Source organism: Mesorhizobium sp. BH1-1-5, assembly GCF_020165615.1.
GTDB lineage: Bacteria > Pseudomonadota > Alphaproteobacteria > Rhizobiales > Rhizobiaceae > Mesorhizobium.
Genome location: NZ_JAIUIM010000029.1, coordinates 46,952 through 66,264, shown reverse-complemented (window position 1 = coordinate 66,264; position 19,313 = coordinate 46,952). Strand labels below are relative to the sequence as shown.

At 65.2% G+C, this 19,313-nt stretch carries 15 protein-coding genes; all 15 read right to left on the bottom strand.

Features of this window, described 5'->3' with window-relative positions:
* Positions 1 to 4: 4 nt before the first annotated feature.
* A complete protein-coding gene (locus LB572_RS28840) occupies positions 5 to 976 on the bottom strand; it encodes an ABC transporter permease (RefSeq protein WP_224670145.1) in 972 nt (323 codons plus the stop codon).
* 43 nt (positions 977 to 1,019) lie between these two features.
* Complete coding sequence (locus tag LB572_RS28835) at positions 1,020 to 2,081, bottom strand: substrate-binding domain-containing protein (RefSeq protein WP_224670144.1); 1,062 nt, start codon at positions 2,079 to 2,081, stop codon at positions 1,020 to 1,022.
* Positions 2,082 to 2,144: 63 nt separating this feature from the next.
* Complete coding sequence (locus LB572_RS28830) at positions 2,145 to 3,206, bottom strand: substrate-binding domain-containing protein (protein WP_224670143.1); 1,062 nt, start codon at positions 3,204 to 3,206, stop codon at positions 2,145 to 2,147.
* 32 nt (positions 3,207 to 3,238) lie between these two features.
* Entirely contained in the window at positions 3,239 to 4,492 is a 1,254-nt protein-coding gene (locus tag LB572_RS28825) for a M20 family metallopeptidase (RefSeq protein WP_224670142.1), read from the bottom strand.
* Positions 4,489 to 5,703, bottom strand: coding sequence for an ROK family transcriptional regulator (locus LB572_RS28820; protein ID WP_224670141.1), 1,215 nt, complete (start codon positions 5,701 to 5,703; stop codon positions 4,489 to 4,491). Before LB572_RS28820 ends, LB572_RS28825 begins: the two co-directional genes overlap by 4 nt.
* 208 nt (positions 5,704 to 5,911) lie before the next feature.
* Positions 5,912 to 9,070: an efflux RND transporter permease subunit gene (locus tag LB572_RS28815; protein WP_224670140.1), complete on the bottom strand. Its 3,159-nt coding sequence runs from the start codon at positions 9,068 to 9,070 to the stop codon at positions 5,912 to 5,914.
* A complete protein-coding gene (locus LB572_RS28810) occupies positions 9,070 to 10,281 on the bottom strand; it encodes an efflux RND transporter periplasmic adaptor subunit (RefSeq protein WP_140802547.1) in 1,212 nt (403 codons plus the stop codon). The genes LB572_RS28815 and LB572_RS28810 overlap by 1 nt, the downstream gene beginning before the upstream one ends.
* 234 nt (positions 10,282 to 10,515) lie before the next feature.
* Positions 10,516 to 11,592, bottom strand: coding sequence for an ABC transporter ATP-binding protein (locus LB572_RS28805; RefSeq protein ID WP_224670139.1), 1,077 nt, complete (start codon positions 11,590 to 11,592; stop codon positions 10,516 to 10,518).
* Entirely contained in the window at positions 11,589 to 12,389 is an 801-nt protein-coding gene (locus LB572_RS28800) for an ABC transporter permease (protein WP_224670138.1), read from the bottom strand. The genes LB572_RS28805 and LB572_RS28800 overlap by 4 nt, the downstream gene beginning before the upstream one ends.
* A 1-nt stretch (position 12,390) precedes the next feature.
* Positions 12,391 to 13,251, bottom strand: a complete 861-nt coding sequence (locus tag LB572_RS28795; protein ID WP_224670137.1) for an ABC transporter permease — start codon at positions 13,249 to 13,251, stop codon at positions 12,391 to 12,393.
* Positions 13,252 to 13,319: 68 nt separating this feature from the next.
* Entirely contained in the window at positions 13,320 to 14,324 is a 1,005-nt protein-coding gene (locus tag LB572_RS28790; protein ID WP_224670136.1) for an ABC transporter substrate-binding protein, read from the bottom strand.
* A 65-nt stretch (positions 14,325 to 14,389) separates the two neighbouring features.
* On the bottom strand, positions 14,390 to 15,865 hold the full coding sequence (locus LB572_RS28785) for an aldehyde dehydrogenase (protein WP_224670135.1): 1,476 nt from the start codon (positions 15,863 to 15,865) through the stop codon (positions 14,390 to 14,392).
* Positions 15,862 to 16,914 carry an LLM class flavin-dependent oxidoreductase gene (locus tag LB572_RS28780; RefSeq protein WP_224670134.1) on the bottom strand — a complete coding sequence of 351 codons (1,053 nt, stop codon included), beginning with the start codon at positions 16,912 to 16,914 and terminating at the stop codon, positions 15,862 to 15,864. Before LB572_RS28780 ends, LB572_RS28785 begins: the two co-directional genes overlap by 4 nt.
* A 7-nt stretch (positions 16,915 to 16,921) precedes the next feature.
* Positions 16,922 to 18,727 (bottom strand): alpha/beta fold hydrolase, encoded by a 1,806-nt coding sequence (locus LB572_RS34645; RefSeq protein WP_318014081.1) that lies wholly within the window; start codon positions 18,725 to 18,727, stop codon positions 16,922 to 16,924.
* Entirely contained in the window at positions 18,720 to 19,307 is a 588-nt protein-coding gene (locus LB572_RS28765; RefSeq protein ID WP_224670133.1) for an amino acid synthesis family protein, read from the bottom strand. The genes LB572_RS34645 and LB572_RS28765 overlap by 8 nt, the downstream gene beginning before the upstream one ends.
* Between the last annotated feature and the right edge of the window lie 6 nt (positions 19,308 to 19,313).

Here is a 19,313-nt window from a genome sequence, read left to right as displayed (position 1 = left end):
TCCTTCAGCGGGATTTGTCGCGCAGCGACACGGCGACGGCGGTCAGGATGATCAGGCCGCGCACGATCATCTGGTCGGAGACCGAAAGGCCCATCAGGATCAGCCCGTTGTTCAGCATGCCCATCATCAGCGAGCCGACCAGAGCGCCGATGATCGAGCCCTTGCCGCCATTGAGCAGCGTGCCGCCGACGATGACGGCGGCGATGACCGTCATCAGATCCGTTTCGCCAAGCGTGTATTTCGCCGCCTGCAGGCGGCCTGCGTAGAGCAGTCCGGCAAGCCCCGCAAGCCCGCCGCTGATGGTAAGCACGGCGAGCCGGATCTTGGGAACGCTGATGCCCGAGACGCTGGCGGCGCGGGCATTGTCGCCGGTCGCCAGCACATGCGCGCCGAAACGCGTCTCACGGTAGACGAGGTGGCCGATGGCGATGGCAATGACCGTCCACCAGATCAGCGACGGCACGCTAAGCAGCGAGCCCGAGCCGAAGAAACCGGTGAAGGTCTCGTTGGTGACCGAGATCGAACGCAGATCGGTCATCGAGCGCGAGACGCCGGCGAACAGGCCCATCGTCGCCAGCGTCACCAGGAAGGACGGCAGTTTCACGTAGGCAACCAGCGCGCCATTGATGAGGCCGATCAGGATACCGGCGCCCAGGCCGACGACGATGCCCGCGGCCATGCCATAGGAGGCGATGGTGACGGCGGCGGCGAGCGCTGCCACCGCCACGATCGAGCCGATCGAAAGGTCGATCTCGCCGGCCGACATGACGAAGACCAGGCCGATCGCCATGATCGTCACCGGCGCCGTCTGCAGCACGATGTTGGAGAGGTTGCGGACGGTGAGGAAGCCGTTGTCCCTCAGCATGAAGGCGAAGAACAGGAAGATCGCCAGGAAGCCGAGATAGACGACATATTGCTGCAGATTGAAGCGGCTGGCGAAGCTGCCCACCTCGGTATCGGTGTTGGCGCTGGTCATGTTCGATCTCCGATAGTGGGTGCTTCGCAGCCTGCCACGCCGTCTACTTGATGGCGTCCGCGATGGTCGCGGGCACATCCCTGTTGAGCGACTTCTTCCAGCCTTCCTTCACCGTCTCCTTGGTGACGGCGATGGAATCGACGGCGTAGAAAGGCTCCGCCTTCAGGCCGACCAGCGAGCCTGCGGAGGCACGCGCCAGCGTCACGCCGATCGAGTAGGCCTCGTCGGCGACAAGAGCCGCGACGTTGCCGCCTTTGACCATGTCGAGCGCGGCCGGTTCGTTGAGGTCGAGCGTGACGATCTTGGTGTGCGTGTTGCCGGCGGCGCGCAGCGCGGAGAGCACGCTGAGAGCCGGCTCGGCCCAAGTGACATAGATGCCGTCGAGGTCCGGATGCTGGGTGATCATCGCCTGCGCGATATCCTCTGAGCGCGCCGGGTCGGCCATGCCGGCCTCGGCGGCGATCTTCATGTCGGGATAGTCCTGCTCGATGGTCTTCTTGAAGGCGCCGTCGCGCTGGTTGGTGACGTAGAAATCGGCGTCGTGGAAGATGTAGCCGACCTTGCCCTTCTTGCCGAGCGCCTCGGCCATGGCGATGCCGGCCTTGTTGCCCATCTGGAAGAGGTCGTCGGAAACGATGGTGACGTAATCGGTACCCTGCTTGTATCCGGCCGGGCAATTGTCGACGAAGCCGAGCTTCACGCCGGCCTGGCGAGCCGGATCGTAGACGGAGGCCGCGGTCGCCGGATCGACCGGAAGCGACAGGATGATCGAGGGCTTCTTGGCCATCACCGTCTCGACATCCGCCTTCTGGCGCGCGGCGTCGAAGCCGGCGTCGGTCTGCGCCACCACCTCGATGCCGAGACGCTTGAACTCGTCGCGCGCGCCGGCGTTGACGGCGTTGGTGTACTCGCTCATCTCGTGCCAGACGAGGGCCGCGGTGAACTTGCCGTCCTTGATCTGCTGCTCCTGCGCCGCCGTCAGCGTCAGCGAGGCCGCCGGAACCGGCTTCTCGCCGTTAGGGCCGGTGGTGACACCTTCGGCGGCGAAGGCGTGAGCGGCGAACAGGCTCGCCACTACGGTCATGGTGCTCAGTGCTTTGCGCATGTCGGTTCCCCTTCTTGTTCAGGAAGAAAGCTCCGGCCCGGCAGCCGGGCCGGAGCGTCGGCTTCACTTCGCCGCGTCGAGCACCGACTGCGGCGCGTCGCGGTTGAGCGAATCCTTCCAGCCCTGGGAGACATTCTCCTTGGTCACGGTCAGCGCCGGCGCGACGACGAAGGCGGGCGTCTGCTGGGCAAGCAGCGACTTCATGCCGGAGGCGGCCATGGCGCGGCCGAGCTCATAGGCCTTGTCGGCGACGAGCGCCGCGACATTGCCGCCCTTGACCATGTCGAGCGCGACCGGCTCGGCAAGGTCGAGCGTGACGATCTTGGTGTGGGTGTTGCCGGCACCACGCAGCGCCGAGAGCACGCCGTCGGCCGGCTCGGCCCAGGTCACGTAGATGCCGTCGAGATCGGGATGCTGCAGCAGCATGGCATTGGCCAGTTCCTCGGCCCGGGCCGGATCGGAGATGCCCTGCTCGGCGACGATCTTGATGTCGGGATAGTCCTTTTCGATGGTCTTCTTGAAGGACTGATCGCGCTGGTTGGTGACGTAGTAATTGGCGTCGTGGAAGATATAGCCGACCTTGCCCTTGCCGCCGATGGCCTTGGCCATCGCGTCGGCCGCCTGCTTGCCCATCTGGTAGAGATCGTCGGTGACGATCGAGGCGTAGTCGGTGCCTTGCTTGTAGTCCTTGGGCAGGTTGGACAGGAACACCAGCTTGACGCCGTCCTTGACCGCCTGGCGGAAGGCTTCGGCGGAGGTGACAGGGTCGAGCGGCAGCGCCAGGATGACGTTTGGCTTGGCGGCGAGCGCGGTCTCGATGTCGCTGCGCTGGCGGGCGGCGTCGAACTGCGCGTCGGTCTTGACCGCGATCGAGATGCCGGCGCGGGCGAACTCGTCGGTGGCGCCCGCGGTCACCGCGTTGGTGAAGTCGGACGAGGTGTGCCAGAGCAGAGCCGCCTTGTAGCCCTTGTCCTTGAGCGCGGCGATGTCGGCGTCGCTCAGCTTCAGGCCGGCGCTCGGCGTGGCGGCTTCGCCCTGCGGGCCGACCGTCTGCGCAAAGGCCGGGTAGGCGGCAAGCATCAATCCACCGGCAAAGGCGGCGGCAAGCAGTTTCTTCATCAGCATCTTAGTTCTCCCATTTTTGCTGCGTTGGTGGTTCAGTCGGCCACGCCGCAGTAGCGGGCCATGAAGGCTGCGAAGCCGACGATGCCGGCGAGGTATTCCTCGACATCGACGTGCTCCTCGAAAGTGTGGCAGTTGCGGATGTCGCCCGGGGCGCAATAGATGGCGGGAATGCCGAGCCGGTTGACGAAGAAGGACGATTCCGACCAGAAGGGCGCGCCCTCGATCACGCCGCGCCCGCCCATGGCACCCGCCATCGATTGCGAAAGCATGGCGACCTCGGCGCGCGTCTCGTCGATCTCGGCGGCGGTGCCGCCCAGCCTGTGGTCGCGCCCGGACGGATAGGCGAACTCCACGGTGATCTCGGGGTCGGTGATGGCGCCGCGCACCGCGGCCTCGATCTCGGCGGCCGCCGTGTCGAGGTCCTCGCCCGGCAGGAGCTTGCGGATCAGCGACAGCGTGCACCGTTCCGGCACGGCGATATAGCCGCCGCCGGTAAGGCCGGTGATCAAAAGGAAGCCGCGCCCGATGAGCTTGTGCTCGGCGCGGGCCGCCACGTCATCCGAGTGCTTCCATAGCGCCGTCATGGCGGCATGAGCGGCGCGTAGCGCGTCCTTGCCAAGCTCGGGCACGCCGAAATAGGCCGACTTGCCGGTAATCGTGATGTCGGTGATGAAGAAGCCGATCTGCGCGGCGTAGACGGCAAGCCGCGTCGGCTCGACATAGACCGTGAAATCGGGCGCCGCGACCTCGCCGGTTTCGATGCGGCTGACGAAATGCTGGATGCCGGCGGAGACGCCGGTGCCGGGCTGGCCGCTTTCCTCATCGCCGACAAAGGCGAAGGCGACGTCGCCCTTGAGGCGGATGCCGGCCTTGTCGAGCAGCGCGAGCGCCGCCAGCGAAGCGGTGATGCCCGCCTTGAGATCGCCCGAGCCGCGGCCCCAGACCGCCCCGTCGATTATGGGCGCACCGAACGGGTCCTCGCGCTCGGTGCCGGCCCAATGCTCGCTCCAGCCGTCGACATGAACAGTGTCGGTATGGCCGATGAAGAGCAGGCGCTTACCATTGCCGGCACCCTTGCGCTCGCCCCAGATGTTCGGCCTGCCGGGCAGGAAATCCGCACGGCTCAGGCCGCCCAGTCCCAGCTCGCGCATTTTAGCTTCGAGGAAGTCGACGAAATTCGCCTCGTTGCCGGTGATGCTTTCGCGACCGATGGCGCCGCGGAACAGCGCCAACGCCTGATCCCTATCAAGGGCCGCCTGCAAACGGGTGACGATATCGCTGGTCACAGCGCGACCTCCTTCAAAGCGGCGGCCTGGGCCGGCGGCAACGAAATGCGGCCGTCGGGTGCGTCGACGCCGAACAGCGTGTTGTGCAACTGGCCGAGGCCGATCGCGGCGGCGCCGATGAGCGCGGCGCGCGCACCCAACTCGCTGGCCTCGACGGTAACAGGGTAGGGGAAGCAGTGCGGCATTAGATTTTGTACGCGCGACAGGATCTCGGGTCTCAGGCCGATCGAGCCGCCCAGAATGACTTTTTCTGGGTTCGCGACCGCTGCGATCGCCGCGATGCCCTGCGCCAGATAACGGGCGGTCTGATCGAGCACGGCGATTGCGTTCTTGTCGCCCTCCGCCGCCTTCTCGAAGATCGCCGGAACGTCGATTTGTTTGCCGGTATGCGACTTGTAGCGCTCCGTCATCGCGTGCGTCGCCACCGCCCGCTCGAATGCGCCGGTGCGCAGCGATTCCGCCGCGAACGGATCGGCGCCGATCGGCATGAAACCGATCTCCCCTGCCGCATGAGTGGCGCCGCGTACCAGATGGCCGCCCAGCATCAGGCCGCTGCCGACGCCGGTGCCAAGCGCGATATAGGCGAGATTGTCGATGCCCTGGCCCTGACCCAGCCAATTCTCGCCGAGCACGGCGAGATTGACGTCGTTCTCGATCATCACCGCGACGCCGAGCGCCTTCTCAAACGCATCGAGCACATTCATGGCGTCGAAGCCGGCGATATTCGGCGCAAGCAGGATGCGGCCGGTCGCGGGGTCCGGCGCACCCGGCGCGCCGATGACGGCAAGACGGATCTTCTTGCGTGGGATGCGCTGCTTGGTCGCCGCTTGGAAAGCGAGTGCGGCAATCTGGTCGACCACGAACTGCCCGCCACGGGGGTCGGTCGGGGTCGCCGCTTCGGCGAAGATCTGGCAGGCAAGATCGGTCAGCGCGACCCGCACCTTGGTGCCGCCGAGGTCAACGGCAATGATGTAGGCGGCGTCATGGACGAGCTCGTAAGTGACGGCGGTGCGTCCGACATGGCCGCTGGTGCGTCCGGTCTCCTGCACCCAGCCTTCCTGCTCGAGGCCGCGCACGATTTCCGAGATCGTCTGCTTCGAGAGGCCGGTGAGCTTGGAGATCGAGGCCCGCGATATGGGGCCGCCCTGGACGATCGCCTCTATGACGGAGCGTTGCGAGAACTGTCGGGAAATACGCGGCAGATCGCTCACGGCGGCCCTCGGATTAATTCGTTCTATAACCGAACTTATTATTCAAGCATTCGCTTGTCAACGGCCTCGTTGTAGCGCTTGGGAACAACGACCGTACGGCGGATGCCGACAGAATTCCGGCGGCAATTCAGCCAGATAACCGCCATCATGATCAATGGCTTACGAAAGAATCCTGGCTTTTAGAACGGAGTGCCCGCCGCCTCGGCAGCTACTCGGCCGCCAGCTTGCGTCGGGCAAGGCTGACCTCGTCCAGCGGGAGCTCCGGCTCGTCATGGCCTTCTCCGTGTCCGCGGAACGAGCTCAGCCAATGCGAAAGACCGTCGAGGTAGAGATAGATCACCGGCGTGGTGAAGAGCGTCAGCGCCTGGCTGACGAGCAGTCCGCCGAACATCGTGTAGCCGAGCGGCTGGCGGATCTCCGCCCCGGTGCCGTTCTCCAGCATCAGCGGCAGTGCGCCGAGCATCGAGACCATGGTGGTCATCATGATGGGCCGGAACCTGAGCAGGCAGGCCTGGCGGATCGATTCCAGGGAACTCAGATGCTGGTCCCGTTCGGCCGCGATGGCGAAGTCGACCATCATGATGCCGTTCTTCTTCACGATGCCGATGAGCAGGATGACGCCGATCAGGCCGATCAGGTTGAACTCCATGTGGAAGACCAGCAGCGTGCCGAGCGCGCCAAGCCCGGCCGAGGGCAGGGTGGACAGAATGGTCAGCGGGTGGATGTAGCTTTCGTAGAGGATGCCGAGGATCAAATAGACCACGACCAAGGCGCCGAGGATGAGCACCGGCACCGATGACAGCGACTGCTGGAAGGCCTGTGCCGTTCCGGTGTAATTGGCCTGGATGGTCGCAGGCAACCCCATCTGAGTGGCGGCCCGGTCGATCGCGGCAGTGGCTTGGCCGAGCGCCACGCCGGGCGCCAGGTTGAAGCTGATCGTCACCGACGGGAACTGGCCTTCATGGTTGATGACCAAGGGCTGCACCGGCTTGGTCGTCCACTTGGCGATGGCCGAAAGCGGCACCTGCGAACCGCTCGACGTCGTCAGATAGATCTGGTCGAGCGCTTTCAGGTTGCCGCGTAGCGACGGCAGCACTTCCAGGATCACATCATAGGTTGAAAGCTGGGTGAAATACTGCGCGATCTGCCGCTGGCCGAAGGCGTCGTTGAGCGTGTTGTCGACGTCGTTCGCCGTCAGGCCATAGCGGGCCGCCTGGTCGCGGTCGACCTGCAATGTGAGCGTCGTGCCGGAACTCATCTGGTCGGTCGAGACGTCCCGCAATTCGCGCAGGCGCTGCAAAGCCGTCAACAGCTTGGGTGCCCAGCCATCCAGCGAGTCCAGATCGCTGCTTTCCAGCACATATTGATATTGGGAGGCGGAGAGCTTGCCGCCGACGCGCACGTCCTGCGAAGCCTGCATGAACAGGCGCGCGCCCTGGACGGCCGACAGCTTCGGCTGCAGCCGACGGATGATCTGGTCGGCCGAAGCGTCGCGCTCGTCGCGCGGCTTCAGCTGGATGAACATGCGGCCGGTGTTCTGCGTGTTGCCATTGCCGCCCGTCGATGCCGCGAAATGCGCCACCGCCGGATCCTTGGAGACGATCCCGGCGAACTGCGCCATGTAGGACTGCATCTGGCCGGTGGAGACATCCTGGCCGGCGATCACCTGGCCGAAGATCAGACCGGTGTCCTGCTGCGGGAAGAACCCGCTCGGGACGAGGGTGAAGAAATAGCCGGTCAGCCCGACGCAGGTCAGGAACGCCAGAAGCGTGATGAAGCGATGCCTGAGCGCCCGGTCGAGGCCGCGCTCATAGGCGCGCAGCATGCCATCGAAGACGCTTTCGCTCCAGCGGTAGAGCCTGCCGTGATGCTCCTCGGCCGCCGGTTTGATGAAGCGCGAGGCGAGCATCGGGGTCAGGGTCAGCGAAACGCAGGCCGAGACCAGGATTGTCATCGCCAGCGTCACGGCGAACTCCTTGAACAGGCGGCCGATGATGCCGCTCATCAGGAGCAGCGGGATCAGCACCGCCACCAGCGAAATCGAGATCGACATGATGGTGAAGCCGATCTCGCTAGCGCCGCGGATCGCGGCCTGCATCGGCTTCTCGCCGTGCTCGATGTAGCGGACGATGTTTTCCAGCATGACGATGGCGTCGTCGACGACGAAGCCGATGGAAATCGTCAAGGCCATCAGCGACAGATTGTCGATCGAATAGCCGGCGGACCACATCAGGCCGCAGGCGCCAAGCAGTGCCAGCGGCACGGTGAAGGCGGGGATGGCCGTTGCCCAGACATTGCGCAGAAACAGGAAGATCACCATCACGACCAGCCCGATGGTTAGCAGCAGCGTGAACTGCACGTCCGCCACCGAAGCGCGTATGGTCTGAGTACGGTCGGAAAGCACCTGCAGCTTCAGCGACGCCGGCATCGAGGCGGTCAGCATCGGCAGCTCGCCCTTGATCTTGTCGACCGTATCGATGATGTTGGCGCCCGGCTCCTTGAAGATGACAAGCACGACGCCGCGCGTCGTGTCGGCCCAGCCGGCCTGGGTGTAGTCCTGCGCGTCGAGCACCGCCCGGCCGACATCCTTGACCCGCACCGGCGCACCGTCGCGATAGGCGATGATGGCGTTGTTCCAGTCGTCGGCGGCGGTCATCTGGTCGTTGGAGAAGATGGTGAAGGAGCGCACTTCGCCCTGAATGTTGCCCTTGGGCAGGTCCACGGTGCCGATCGAGAGCGGCGTGCGTACCGCCTCCAGCGACAGGCCCCTTGCCGCTAATTTGGCCGGATCGAGCTGGACGCGGATCGACGGCGTCTGCTGGCCGCCGACCAGGACCTGGCCGACGCCGTCGACATGGCTGATCACCTGCGCAAGCTTGGTGTAGACGTCGTCGCTCAGCGTCGTCAGCGGCAGGTCGGTCGAGCTCGCGCCGATCAGCATGATCGGCGAATCCGTCGGATTGACCTCCCTGTAGGTCGGGGGATTGGGCAGGTTCTTTGGCAATTGCCCGCCGGCGGCATTGATGGCCGACTGCACCAGCCCGGCGGCCGCGGCGATGTCGACGTCGAGAGCGAATTGCAGGGTGATCTGGCTGGAACCGGACAGGCTGCTCGACGTCATCTCGGCGATGCCGGGGATCTGCGCGAACTGCGTCTCGAGCGGCTGGGTCACCGACGACGCTATGGTGATCGGGTCGGCGCCCGGCAGGCTGGTGGACACCTGGATCGTCGGGAAGTCGACGTTGGGCATCGGTGCGACCGGCAGGTTGAGATAAGCGACCACGCCGACGAACAACACGCCGATCATCAACAGCGAGGTGGCGACCGGGTAGCGGATGAAAGGCGTGGAAACACCGATCGCAGCCATCAGCTTGCACCTCCGGAATTGCCTTGCGTCTGTCCGGCGGCGGAAGCCGTGGTGGCGTCGACGCTTGCGCCATCGACCACCCGGTATTGACCGGCAACCACCACCCGCTGCCCAGGATTCAAGCCGTCGGTGACGACCGTCTCGCCGCCGTCCGAAGGGCCTGTCTTGACGGTCTGCCGATGGACCTTGCCGTCGTCGCCGACGACATAGGTGAAGAGCCCGTCAGGACCATGCTGGACGGCTTCGTCCGGCACCACGATCGCGCCGGACATCGTGCCGATGCGTATGCGCGTGCTGACGGAAAGACCCGGCCACAATGCATTGTCCTGGTTCGCGAATGTCGCCTTGAGCGAAATTGTGCCGGAGGCCTGATCGACCTGGTTCTGGACCGCTTCCAGCTTGCCGCTGGCCAGCACGGTCTTCATGTCCGCGCCAAGCGTGTCGATCGGCACGGCGCCGGCCGCGAACACCTTGTTGATGGTTGCGACTTCGTCCTGCGGCTGCGTGAACGACACGTAGATGGGCTGAAGCTGCACGACCGTGAAAAGCCCGGGACTCTGGCCGGCCTGCACGATGTTGCCCGGATCGATGGTGCGGAAGCTCGTCTTGCCGGCCAGCGGCGCGATGATCCTGGTGAAATCGAGATTGAGTTGCGCCGCCTCAATGGCGGCCTTGTCGCCCTCTATCGTTGCGGCAGTGGTCGTGACCACCGCCTGCTGATTATCGACGTCCTGCTGGGTTTCGAAGGTCTTTTTGAGCAGCGTGGAAAGGCGATTGAGCACGACTTGCGCGTTCTTCAATGTCGCTTCGTCCTCAGCCTGCTTGGCTTTCGCCTGATCGAGCACCGCCTGATAGGGGCGAGGGTCGATCTCGGCGAGCAGGTCGCCCTGCTTGACCATCTGCCCCTGGTCGACCGGAACCTGGTCGACGACGCCGGCGACACGGCTGGAGATGCTGACGCTGTTCAACGGCGTCACCGTGCCGAGCCCGTAGAGGTAAAGGGGGAAATCGGCCTTCCGCACGGTGGCGACGGTGACCGGGACCTTGGGCGCGGGCTGCGCCGACGCAGCGGTCGCCGCTGCCTTTGCCTGGGCATGGTTGCGCCACAGGCCATAGCCGCCGCCAAGCAGGATGAGCGCGGCCAAAAGCACGATGCTGCGAGAGCGCTTCGGCCGGTTGCGAACGGGTTGTCGTGTTGATGAAATGCTCATGGTGCCGTCCATCTGCGGGCCAGAATATCTAGCCGTTTCAGGATGGTTGGAGGTTGGGATCGACCTCGTCGATTGGCGCGACAGTAGTCCTGCCGGCGCTGCGCTGTCAGCTTACAGATCGGTCATGTTGCGCTGCGGCATTCAAGGTTGCGTGAGGCCGTCTTGACCGTACCATCGCGGCAAAATCAAAATTTGTTCATAGCCCGGGCCCGAACCGGAGCGACAATCAATTGCTCAGGCGGGAAACAGGAACGCCGCGCCCGGATCGAAAAACACCGGGCGATGAGACGATGCAACATCCTGCGCGGCAAGCGCCGCGGAGGTCGGCCGGATGTCGATTTCCTGTCCGGCGCTCGTGCGCGCCACAATACGGCGGCGCTCGCCGTAGAAGGCGACATCGACGATCTCAACCGAAAGCTCCGCATTGTTCGGCGAGCGCTCGAGGCGGAACGCTTCCGGCCTGATCATCAGCCTGGTTTTCTGCCCGGGGGCGAAGCTGCCATTGGCATTAATGCCGGAGACAAGCGCGCCGTCGGCGAGGCGGATGGTGGAAGCGCCGCCCACCGTTTCCAGATGCTCGGCGGCGAGGAAATTCGAGTTGCCGATGAAACCGGCGACGAAATCGGTGGCGGGCCTCAGGTAAAGGTCCTCGCCGGTGCCGATCTGCTCGATACGGCCATCGCGAAAGAGCGCGATGCGGTCCGACAGATGCAGCGCTTCTTCCTGGTCATGCGTGACGTAAAGGATGGTGACGCCGGTCTCGCGATGGATGCGGCGGATCTCGGCCTGAATCTCCTCGCGCAGCTTCTTGTCGAGCGCCGAGAGCGGCTCGTCCATCAGAAGGATCGGTGGATCGTAGGCAAGCGCCCGGGCAAGCGCGACGCGCTGCTGCTGGCCGCCCGAGAGCGCGGCGGGCAGACGCTCGGCGAAGTTCTCCAGCCGCACCAGGGCGAGCATGTCGGCGACCTTACGCTTGACATCGGCCTCGGGCCGGCGGCGAACGCGGAGCGGGAAGGCGATGTTTTCGGCGACGCTCAGATGCGGGAACAGCGTGTAGCGCTGGAAGACCATGCCGATGTTGCGCTTGTGCGAGGGCACCGACAGCAGCGATTTGTCCTGCAGCAAGACATCGCCCGACGTCGGGTCCTGGAAGCCGGCGATGGCGTAGAGCGTGGTCGATTTACCCGAGCCGGACGGTCCGAGGAAGGTCAGGAACTCGCCCTTCGGAATATCCAGCGTCACATCGTGAACGGCGGTGAAGGCGCCGAACGCCTTGCGCAATTTGCGGATCGAGAGAAAGGGCTGGGTCATGTCTGGAGCTTTCGGCGCAAGAGTGCCGTCACGATCATCAGGGCCAGCGTGAGCGCGACCAGCAGGCTGGAGGCGGCGGCGATCACAGGCGTGAGGTCCGAGCGGAGGCTGCCCCAGATCTTGACGGGCAAGGTCTGCAAGGTGGGGCTCGCCATGAAGATCGCCACCACCACCTCGTCCCAGGAGGCCAGGAAGGAAAAGATCGCGGCGGAGAAGATGCCGATGCGGATCGACGGCAGAGTGATGCGAAGCTTGGCCTGGAGCGGGCTCGCGCCGCAGACGATGGCCGCATCCTCGATCGACTTGTCGAAGCCTTCGAGCGCGGTGGCGATCGGGATGATGGCGAAGGGCAGCGCAAGCACGGTGTGAGCGACGACGAAACCGATCGTGGTGCCGCCGAGGCCAAGTCTCAAGAAAAAGGCGTAAATGGCGATGGCGAAGACGACCACCGGCAGCACCATCGGCGTGAGCAGCAGTCCGCGCAGGATCTCGCGGCCTCGGAACTGGCCGCGCACCAGCGCGAAGGAAGCGAGCAGGCCGATGGTGACGGCGAGGATCGCCGTCATCGTGGCGATGCGGGCGCTGGTCAGCGCGGCCTCAATCCAGGACGGATCGGCAAACAGTTCTTGGTACCATTTCAGCGTCCAGCCGGGCGGCGGGAAGGCCAGCCAGCGCGACGAGCCGAAGGAGAGCAGCACGATGAAGACCACGGGCAGCAGCAGGAAGGCGGCGACCAGTGCGGTGAAGGCGAGCAGTGCTGCCTTCAGCCAGCCAAGGCGGTCATAGTCGAGCAGCATCTCAGGCGCCTCCCGGCGTGCGTCTGGCGCCGACAAGGCGCAGCTGCAGCGCATAGAGCGCCATGGTGACGACGAGCAGGATGAAGGCGGCTGCGCTGCCCAGACCCCAGTTGAGCAGCGACTGGATCATCTGCGCGATCATTTCGGCGAGCATCATGTTCGACGTGCCGCCGAGCAAGGCGGGCGTGACGAAATAACCGAGCGACATGACGAAGACCATCAACCCGCCGGCGGCGATGCCGGGCAGCGAGAGCGGCAAAAGGATGCGGCGGAATGCTGCCAGCGGGCTGGCACCACAGAGCGCGGCGGCGCGCAAGGTCATCGGATCGATCGCGCACAAGGTGCCGACCAGCGGCAGGATCATGAAGGGCAGCATGATGTAGACCATGCCGATGGTGACGCCGGTGAGGTTGTTGATGAGTGGCAGCGGCTGGTCGATGATGCCGGCGCCCATCAGCGCCCGGTTGATGACGCCGGTGCGCTGCAGGAGCACCATCCAGGCATAGGTGCGGGTCAACAGGTTCGTCCACATCGACAGGATGATGCTGCCGAACAGGATCGAGGCCAGTGCGGGCGGCATGATCGCCAGCATCCAGGCGACCGGGAAGGCGACGAGCACGGTGACGATGGTGACGACGGCGGCGACCAGAAAAGTGTTGAAGAACACCCGCGCATATGTGCCGTCGCCCAGCAGTGCCGCATAATTCTGCAGGCCCGGAGCGGGGTCGGTGACGCTGCGCAGCAACAGCGCCAGCACCGGCACGACGAAAAACAGTCCGATCAGGATCAACGCCGGGAGCAGGCCGCCGAGGCCTGCCGGTATTCGCGGGGTTGCGGTTCCTTGCTGTGCTTCCACCGACATGGCGGTATCCCGGATTGCGGATCGGGACGGCCAGCGCCGTCCCGAGTTTTGTCATGAAAGAAAGGGCGTCACTTCGCCTGCCAGGCGTACCAGCGCGTGGCGATCTCGTCGCGATGCTCGGCCCAGTAGTTCAGGTCGAGATTGATCTGACCGTCGACATGGGCATCGGGTAGGCCCTTGACCACGTCGGCGGGCATCTCGGCCTTGGCCTTGGTGTTGATCGGCGCGTAGCCGCTCGCTTCGGCGAATTTCGCCTGGCCGGTCGGGCTGGTCGCCGCGGCGAGGAATTTCATGGCGGCGTCCTTGTTCTTGGCGCCCTTCGGCACGACAAGCACGTCGGCGGCGGTCAAGTTCTGGTTCCAGGAGACGCCGACATCGGCGCCGTCCTTCTCCAGCGCGAAGACGCGGCCGTTCCAGAGCTGGCCGAAGGCGGCCTCGCCGGAAGCGATCAGCTGCTGCGACTCCGCACCGCCACCCCACCAGACGATGTCGGACTTGATGGTGTCGAGCTTCTTGAAGGCGCGGTCGAGATCGAGCGGATAGAGCTTGTCGGCCGGCACGCCGTCGGCGAGCAGCGCGATCTCGATCACACCCGGCGCCGACCATTTGTAGAAGGTGCGCTTTCCGGGAAATTTCTTGGTGTCGAACATGTCGGCCCAGCTTGCCGGCTCGCCGGAGACGGCGCTTTTGTTCCAGGCGAGCACGAAGGAATAATAGAAGCTGCCGACGGCATTCTCGTTCGAGAAGCGCGGGTCGAGATCGTCCTTCGGCACGACGGCGAAGTCGATCGGCTCGAGCAGGCCGTCCTTGGCCGCTTTGATGGCGAAGTCCATCTCGACGTCGACGACGTCCCAGGTGACGTTCTTGGCGTCGACCATGGCTTTCAGCTTGCCGTAATCGGTCGGACCGTCCTGCAGCACCTTGATGCCCGACGAGGCGGAGAACGGCTCGGCCCAGGATTTTGTCTGGGCCTCCTGCGTCGTTCCACCCCAGCTGGTGAACACCATCTCGTCGGCCTTGGCGGCGGTGGTCGCCATCAACCCGGCAAGGATGCCGGCGAAAATCAGTTTCATGTCATTCTCCTCTGATTGGTTGTTCCGCTTCTTGTTCTTGTCAGTCCAACCTTCGCCACGCCGTGTCAGCGCATGATGAAGGGATCGGGGATCGGGTCGTCCGAGGTGCGGATCCACACCGATTTCGAGCGCGTGTAGTCGCGGATCGCATCGAGGCCGCCTTCGCGGCCGAGACCGGAAAGGCCATAGCCGCCGAAGGGAACCAGCGGCGAGACGGCGCGGTAGGTGTTGACCCAGACGACGCCCGCATGGATGCCGCGCGCCATGCGATGCGCCTTGGCGAGATTCGAGGTGAAGACACCGGAAGCGAGCCCGAATTGCGTGTCGTTAGCCAAAGCCAGCGCCTCGGCCTCGCTGCCGAAGGCGATTGCGCTCAGCACCGGTCCGAACAGCTCTTCGCGCACGCAGGCGAGCGTCTGATCCCGCGCCTCGATGATCGTCGGCGCGTAGTAGTATCCGTTTGCCTTGTCCTTAGGCCGCGCGCCGCCGGTGACCAGCCGCCCACCCGTCGCCAGGCTTTGCGCGACGATCGCCTCGATCCTTTCGCGCTGGCGCGCCGTCGCCAGCGGGCCCATCTCGGTCGCCGGGTCCTGCGGGTCGCCGATGACGATGGCCTCGGCCTTGCGTTTCAGCCGCGCAAGGAAATCGTCCTTGACCGAACGCTCGACCAAAAGCCGCGAGCCGGCGACGCAGCTCTGGCCGGTCGCCGCGAAGATGCCGGCGACGACGGCGTTGGCGGCGCTGTCGAGATCGGCGTCGGCGAAGACGACGACCGGGCTTTTGCCGCCGAGCTCGAGCGTCGTGTAGGCGAGGTTCTCGGCCGTGTTGGCGACGATGCGCCGGGCGGTCGCCGGACCGCCGGTGAAGGCGACGCGGGCGACCAGCGGATGGCTGGTCAGGCGATGCCCGCAATCATGGCCGAAGCCGGTAATGATGTTGACGCTGCCGGCTGGAAAGCCGGCTTCGCTAACCAACTCGGCGAAAGCGAGCAGCGGCGCCGGGCCATCCTCGGAAGCCTTGAGCACGACGGTGCAGCCGGCGGCCAGCGCCGGACCGAGCTTGACCGCCGACAGGAAGAGCTGCGAGTTCCACGGCACGACGGCGGCGACGACGCCGATCGGCTCGGGCCTCACCGTCACTTCCATGTCGGTCTTGTCGATCGGGATGAAGGCGCCTTCATGCTTGTCGGCCAGCCCGCCATAATAGCGGTAATAGTCGCCGACATAGGCGATCTGCGCGCGCGTCTCGCGGATGATCTTGCCGGTGTCGCGCGTTTCCAGTTCGGCCAGCCGGCCGGCATTGGCGGCGACGAGATCGCCAAGCTTCACCAGCAGTTTTCCGCGCGCGGTCGCGGTCATCGCGGCCCAGGGGCCGGAACGCAGCGCCCGGTGCGCGGCCTCCACGGCGCGGTCGGTATCGGCAATGGACGCGGCCGGCATCGCCGCCCAGGGCAAGCCTGTCGACGGATCGATACTGTCGAAGGTGGAAGTGGGCTCAGTGAACTGGCCGTCTATGTAGTTTCTGAAGGCGGTGCTGCTCATCGCGACCCTGCCTCCTGGAAGGCCGGCATCACCTTATCGATGAACAGCTGCAGCGATTTCTTCTTGCGCTCATGCGAGAGACCGCTGTCGATCCAGATCGAGTACTGGTCGTAGCCCTGCGCCTCGTAGGTCTTCAGCCTGGCGATCACCTCGTCGGCCTCGCCGATGACGAGGTTCTGCCGGATCTTGTCGGGCGCGTATTGCGGCATCGCCGCGATCTCGTTCTCGGTCAGTGGCTCAAGCACGCCCTGGCGCACAGGCTTCTTGTTCTGGAACCAGGCGCCGAACTGGCAGTAGAATTGCGACAGGTCCTGCGTCAGCCGTTCGGCGTCGGCGGCGTCCTCTGCGACGAAGGTGTGCATCAAGAGCATGATTTCCGGCCGCGCGATGTCCGGATGGGCCTGGCAGGCGGCGTTGAAGCGCTCCATCAGGCTCGCCACTTCGCCATCGCCGGAGGCAAGCGGCGTCACCTGCACCTGGCATTTGTTGGCGACCGCGAAATCGTGCGAGTTCGGATCGCGCGCGGCCACCCAGATCGGCGGGTAGGGTTTTTGCGAAGGCTTCGGCGAGGATGTGGTCGGCGGGAATTGCCAGAATTCGCCAGTGTGCTCGTAGTCGCCGTCCCAGAGGCCACGGATGGCCGGGATGATCTCGCGCATGCGCTGGCCGGCGCCCCAGGCATCAAGCCCCGGAAAGACACGCTGATACTCATAGCTGTAGGCGCCGCGCGCGATGCCCAGGTCCAGCCTGCCGCCGGTGATGACATCGGCCATCGCCGCTTCGCCGGCGAGTTTGATCGGATGCCAGAAGGGCGCGATGATCGTGCCGGTGCCGAGCCGGATGGTTTTCGTCTTCGCGGCGAGATAGGCGATGTTGATGAACGGGTTCGGCGAGATGGTGAATTCCATCCCGTGATGCTCGCCGATCCAGGCGGTCTCGAAACCTGCCGCTTCCGCCAGCAGCACGAGTTCTTCCAGTTCCGCCACCAATTCGGAATGCGGCTTGGCGAGATCCGAGCGCTCCATATGGACGAAAAGCGAAAACTTCATCGATCTATCACCGCTGGCCGGAATGGATTGGGCCGGAATGGATTGGCGACGACGGCGCTGGCCTGGCGAGCGGCCGAACCTCGCCTTCGACCTCGTTGCCGACATAGACGCCGAACGTGTCCTCGGCGCGCTCGCGCGCGTAGCGGGTGAGCATCGAACGCACTGCCGGGTCGGCGATCTTCAGTTCGGCGATGCGTTCGATCTCGACAAAGCGGATCTGGCCGTCGCCGGAGACAGGGGCATCCACCGTCCCGCGATAATAGACGTGGGTGCGCGCGGCATCCATCGCGTCGTCCCAAACCGCGTAGAGGAAGCCGAGATCGGCCTCGATCGCCCTGGCGGCGAGTTTCCCCCTGAGGCTGCTGGCATCGCTCGCGGCACCGAGGCCCCGGCCGGCCGGCAATTGGTAGGACCCCTCGGCGGTTTCGAAGAAGAGCACGCGACCTTCGTTCTCAAGGATCGCGCCGACCTCGGTGCCGGGCGGGGCTGCCGCCGCGAGTGCCTCCTGGCTCAGACCCGGCGTGACATAGGCGCCGCGGCAGTAGCCGAGTGGCTGCGCTCCATTGTGGCTGAAGTCATGGACACGGCCGATGAGGATCGAATGGTCGCCGGCATCGACCAGTTGCTCCATGCCGCAATCGAACACCGCGACCGACCCGTCGATCAGCGGATTGCCGGTCTGTCCGGACTGCCAAGCCACGGAGGCGAACTTGTCGGCGGCCTTTGAGGCGAAGATGCCGGACGCCGCTTTCTGGGCTTCCGCCAGGATGTTGATGGCGAAGCCTCTCGAGGTCGAGAAGGCCTGATGCCCCAGCGCCTTCTTGGCGATGCAGACCAGCACCAGCGGCGGATCGAGCGAGACCGAGGTGAAGGAGTTGGCGGTGAAGCCGCGCGCATCGCCGGTCTCGTCGATCGTGGTGACGATGGTGACGCCGGTCAGGAAGGAGCCCAGCGCGCGCCGGAACTCCATGGCGTCGAATGGGGGACCGGCCTCGGCGCTTGCCGAAGCCTTCGACTGGTCGAGAAAGTCCGTGATGCGCCGAGTCACCTTTTGCGGCGAAGCGATTGTCATCATGTGCTTTTCGCCGCTCAGCACGACACATTGTCCAGACGGCGCGAGCCGCGCCATCGCCGCCGACATGGCGGGGGTCGAGTTGCGATCTTCCGAGCCGGTCATGAACAGCGCGGGTACGGTCAGATAAGCCAGGCGATCGGCGTGCGCGGTATCGGCGCTGGCAAAGAGGCGATAGGTGCGGGCATAGCCCTCGGCGTCGACGCTTTCGAGCGCCGCGCGGGCCGTCGCGGCCGCATCCGAAAGAGCCGGCGGAATCGGATTGCCGAACCAGCGTGCGATCGTCGCGGCGATGGCCGCCGGATCGCCAGGGCCTCCGAGCGCCGCCGCCCGTTCGCGTACCGCTTGCGCGAGCTCGGGCGGACGCCGGAAGACGGCGTTGAGGCATACGAGGGCGCCGACGCGAGCGGGCGCGCGAAGCGCGATTTCCTGCGCAACCAGCGCACCCATCGAGTGGCCGATGAGGGCGACGCGATCCAGGCCAAGATGATCAAGCAGGCGGATCGCCTGACCGGCGAAGTCGGAGAGGTCGGCGTCCTCCGGAGGCAAAGGCGAAGCGCCGTGGCCGAGCATGTCAATGGCGATGACGTCGAAGCGGTCCTGCATGGCGGCGATCTGCGGCTGCCAGATCGCGGCGTCCATGCCGACGCCGTGGATGAGTAGGACCGGCGCGCCCGAACCGGCGCGGATGAACCCGGTGCCGTCGGGAGCCTTGCTGCGGATCATCGTGGCGTCAGCCATGCAGGTCTCCGAGCTCCTTCAGATCCTGGTAGCGGTCGCCGATGCGGTGATGCGGGCGGCCGCCGATCGAAGCGCCGAGCGCCACCACCAGCTCGTCGGGCGCAGGGGCGTCGCCGATCTGGAAATGCACGGTCAGGTAATGCGAGCGGCGGCCTTCGTCGTTCTTGTCCATCAACGGGATCATGATCGGGGTGTTCGGACCGCCGCGCAGATTGGTGAAGGCGAGGTAGGTCTTGGCGCCGACGGCGCGGCGATAATGGTTGCCGAAATGCAGCGTGTGGATCAGCGCCGACGCATGCTCGACCTCGCCCGACGTGCCGCAGATGGCCGCCTTGCCATAGCCTTCGATGGCTTCGCCGGAGCCCGCGATACCGATGATCTCGTTGGTCAGCGTTTCGCCAAGCACCGGCGCGAAGGCGCGGATTTCGGGAGAGAGATCCTCGATGAAGCCGCGGCCGGCCCATGGGTTGGTGAGCACCGCGGCGACGCCGATTAGGCGCAATGGCCTGGGCGCTGCCCTGCCGCCTTCGATCAGCGTGTTCTCAGTATAGGTCACGATCTTGCGAATGGCCGGCTGCATGGAATT